1 rRNA gene is annotated in these 403 nt (G+C 46.4%); it reads right to left on the bottom strand.

Annotation, left to right across the window (positions count from 1 at the left end):
- Nucleotides 1–76, bottom strand: a 16S ribosomal RNA gene (locus tag HMPREF2743_RS02765); the annotation flags it as partial.
- Nucleotides 77–403 lie beyond the last annotated feature (327 nt).

Genomic DNA, 403 nt, shown 5'->3' with positions numbered 1-403 from the left:
GGCCTTTCCGTTCGACTTGCATGTGTTAAGCACGCCGCCAGCGTTCGTCCTGAGCCAGGATCAAACTCTCCACAAAAAAGGCCGTGAAAAGCCCAAACCTAACAAAAAGAACAAACCAAACCGCGTGATGCGAACGCAACACGCACACACCACGCAGACTGGCTATCCAAAAATTACATAAAGAAAAAATCCAAACCAACCCCCAACCCGACGAGGATAAAAAGGAGCTGGCCCGTTAGAAGATTTAAACCATACGCCCAAACAACTTATGTTATTTACAATGACGCCGCTAAAGGAAAAGCGCCATCCGGCATACACCAACCGCAACACACATACAACGCATCACGGCCAGAACAAAAAATCAACCAACAAAAAAGTACATTGGCACACTATTGAGTTCTCA

The organism is Corynebacterium sp. HMSC036D02 (assembly GCF_001836165.1).
Lineage (GTDB): Bacteria > Actinomycetota > Actinomycetes > Mycobacteriales > Mycobacteriaceae > Corynebacterium.
This window is presented reverse-complemented; position numbering and strand designations above follow the sequence as displayed.